At 51.6% G+C, this 3,735-nt stretch carries 2 protein-coding genes and 1 pseudogene; 2 read left to right on the top strand and 1 reads right to left on the bottom strand.

What is annotated here, in order from left to right; translation table 11 throughout:
• On the top strand, positions 1-418 hold a 418-nt coding region (locus tag HB675_RS25520; protein ID WP_213881945.1), incomplete at its 5' end, for a transposase.
• A gap of 44 nt (positions 419-462) precedes the next feature.
• Here HB675_RS25520 and HB675_RS25525 read toward each other — a convergent pair.
• Positions 463-1,122 (bottom strand): annotated as a pseudogene (locus HB675_RS25525) (transposase); the annotation flags it as partial.
• Positions 1,123-1,963: 841 nt separating this feature from the next.
• On the opposite strand from HB675_RS25525, the gene HB675_RS25530 reads away from it, so the two are divergent.
• A complete protein-coding gene (locus HB675_RS25530) occupies positions 1,964-3,640 on the top strand; it encodes a DUF6531 domain-containing protein (RefSeq protein WP_213881946.1) in 1,677 nt (558 codons plus the stop codon).
• Positions 3,641-3,735 lie beyond the last annotated feature (95 nt).

Here is a 3,735-nt window from a genome sequence, read left to right on the forward strand (position 1 = left end):
GATTGGTCGTCACGAACAAAGCCTGCCGGTACTGGCGCAGTTGAAAAGCTGGATCGAAAAGACGCACCCACAGGTCACCGCTCAGAATGCCCTGGGCAAAGCCATCAGTTATCTCGCAAGTAACTGGAGCAAGCTGGAGCGTTACGTCGAGGAAGGCTACCTGCCGCTCGACAACAACACCGCTGAACGCGCGATCCGTCCCTTCGTGATCGGAAGAAAGAATTGGCTGTTTAGCGACACTCCCAAGGGAGCGAAGGCCAGTGCGCAACTTTACAGCCTGGTTGAGACCGCCAAAGCCAACGGCCAAGAGCCCTATGCGTGGCTGCGCCACGCACTCGAGCGCCTGCCAACGGCGGCATCGGTTGAAGATTACGAAGCCTTGCTGCCGTGGAACTGCTCACCCGCATCGCCTAGCTGAGCGCGCCACCCATATTGAGTACAGTGGGGTTTATGGAGCGCTTACGTATTTTCGATCCAAATGCCCAAGATATCGCGCGTTCCGTCGGGTAAAACGCCCAACGCCAGGTAAATGGCCTTGTTACGCACCAGGCCTTCCTCGCGGATTTTGACCCGCAGGGCATCAAAGAAAATAACGGGGTACATCGGCTCCAACGGGCGCTGCTGCCACGCGCCAATTTCTTCCATGACCTCGTCGGTCACAGAGCTGATGAAATCGGGCGAGACGTCCGTACCGTACTGCTCAGAAAGAAACGCACGGATCTCTCTGACCGTCATGCCACGGGCATACATGGCAATGATCTTGTCGTCAAAACCGGTATACCGGCGCTCATGCTTGGGAATCAGAATCGGTGAGAAACTGCCGTCGCGGTCGCGCGGAATATCCAGGCGTATCGGGCCATCGCCAGTGAGCACCGTCTTGCCGCTCTTGCCGTTGCGCTGGTTGGTTTCATCCTCCGGGCGCTGCGCGCCCGACGGATAACCCAAGTGGTAGCCAAGCTCGGCATTTAGGGCTCGCTCGATCAGCACCTTCTTGAAGGCCGCAGAAGCCTCTTCGATGGCCTCAGCGGTCATCAGCGTTTCAGGGAGTTGATCCAGCAGTTCCTTTGGAAGCTTCGGCAGCTCCCGCACCGGTTGACGCTCAGATTTCTTTTTGGTTGGCATACATGCACCTCTTGCTCATGTTAGGCCCGAACACAAAATTTCTGACACCCCCGATCGGTCGTTTATTTCCACTTCCCTGCAAGGTTGCGCTCAGGCTTTGGCGACAGCAGCCGATAAGCATGCAGGGCCCCTCGAAAGCACTCGAAAGCCGAAGCGTCGGGTCCACCCCAAATCAAACGATGGTGGAATGACCTGCGCATACCGGCCAGGAAGAGGGAACTGCAATGCCACTGCTTGACCCGCTGGCTCGCATCATCACTACGTCCCTCCACCTCTTTGCGCGCACCCAATTTGTCGAGCCCAACCGAATCACGGTATACAGCTACGACGACTAGGGAAGATTGATCAACACGCAGGTCACAGCTCGTTAAACGACATCTTTAAAAGGAATTAATCATGGCAGAAAATTCAGAAAACCGGCGTAACTCGGCTACCCGGCAGGCCTCACCGCAGCCTACACCCGCAACAGCGCCGACCAGGTCACCGACATCCAGCTGCCGGTCAACGGCACCACGGTCCTGCTGGCCACCGCCATCAGCTACCCCGTGGCTACATTCGATTGAGAGACCTGCTGGGAACCGTGTTGATCCTGACGGTGTGGCACGACCTATACCTCGGGAAGGTAGGTACACTATCATTTTGATGAAATAAAACTCAGGAATCTGAAGTTCTAGAGAAATTTGCCGATCATTTATGAAGCCTGTACGCGAGCGTTTCAATCTGGCGCTTAGGCAATGGATATCCACTTGTGCGTTCCAAAAAAGAAGTCGAATGAATTATCGTAGGGTCAAGTAACAGTAGATGCTAAATTGCAATCACATGAAGATGAGGGTACACAAGGATGTTCGAAGGTAGAGTGCATTTTTTAGAAACGACTGTCAGTCGCGTCCTTTTTGTGAGTTTAGATAGATGCATATCTTTGCTTTTCTGTAAGATTTTTATGTGGGTTGGAGGTGCTAATAAACTTTGGAGGAGAAAAATTTCCGTCGCGACTGTTTTGGTCTGTCTTCTTTTTAGTGGTCTAGCATCAGCTGAAACATATTCGTTCTGGGCAGGTGACGGTTATCCTGGGCGTTCAATTTCGGCGCCGGCGGCTTGCAGCTATTTATTGTCTGATTATGCTGTATATACCATTGCTCCATATCATACGCCAGCCAGTGACTACTATAAATCTAATCAAGATAATATACCTGATTCGGATATGTATTGGTGCACTGCCGCATTCAACTTCCCATGGAACCCAGGCTCAAATGAGCCGTCGCAAGAAGTATTCAACGTTGTGAAAACAACATGGACTTGCCCAGATGGCGACAGTATGGATTTATCTGTCGGCCTGTGTGGTACCTTTGCTCAGGCAGGTCTGCCAGACAAACCATATGCTTGCCCTGTACTCAACTCGCCGTTACCTTCTTCTTCCATAGGAAATCCGATCAATTTGGCAACGGGTAATAAATATCAGGAGGAGGAGGCTTTTACTTTAGGTGCTGCAAGTATCATCAAGGTGTCGCAATTTTATAACAGTTTTTATGGTGCGTGGACACACAGCTACTCTGACAGGCTTTATATAAGTGATGATTCTGCGTTTTTGGTTTTGTCCGACAATAGTCAAACCATTTTCAGTGCTGGTTCAAATGGTTATACGTCGAAAACCGATGCTGGGACGCTAGTGGGAAATGATTCAGGATGGCTCTACAGTTCTCCTGATGGTATCTCACGACAGTTCAATGCGGACGGTCGGTTGATATCGATACAGTATCCAGATGGTCGAATGATCCATGTTTCCTACAGTGGTACTGTGCTGACCATTGATGATGGTGTCGCTCAGGCGACCATAACTGAAGACTACAATTTTCAAATGATCAAGGCAACGACGGGAAATATCACGGTCGCTTATCAGTTTGTTAATAATGGGCTTAACCGATACACCAACCTACAAAGTGCTACTAAAACCATTGACGATAAGTTTACTACCCGGACCTATGTCTACGACAGCACTCAATATGGCAAGCTGACCGGCATCGTTGATGAGCGTGGTATCCAATACGCTACGTGGGGCTATGACCCTAACGGCCGGGCCAATATGAGCCAGCACGCAGGCGAGGCCGGCAAGGTGACGCTAACTTATAATCCAGATGGCTCGACCACCGTGGTCAATGCCTTAGGCAAAACTTCTATTTATAAATTTCAGGTTGTGAATGGCGTGAACCATATCGTCGCAATCCAGGGCCAGCCGTCGCCTAACTGCCCTGAAAGCGATTCGTCGTATGCCTACAACGATCGGGGACAGGTCGTGAGCAAGACAGATGCCAAAGGCTCCGTCACGACCTTCACTTATAACGATAGGGGTCTGGAAATATCGCGGACGGAGGCGGCGGGCACCCCCCTGGCGCGAACGACCACAAGCGAGTGGGATGCATCTCGATTCTTGCCCATCAGAGTTGTCACTCCTACGCAGAGCACGTCATACACCTATGACGCACAAGGACGTACCCTCAGCCAGCAGGTCAGTGCGCACTGATGGCCATTCAAAAGGATTCGACCATGAAGTTCTCCCATGTGCGCGGCATGTTCTGTGGTCTGGCGTTAAGCATTGCCTTAGCGGGCCAGGCTCAT

Source organism: Pseudomonas sp. dw_358 (assembly GCF_018449655.1).
In the GTDB taxonomy this organism is placed as follows: Bacteria; Pseudomonadota; Gammaproteobacteria; order Pseudomonadales; family Pseudomonadaceae; genus Aquipseudomonas.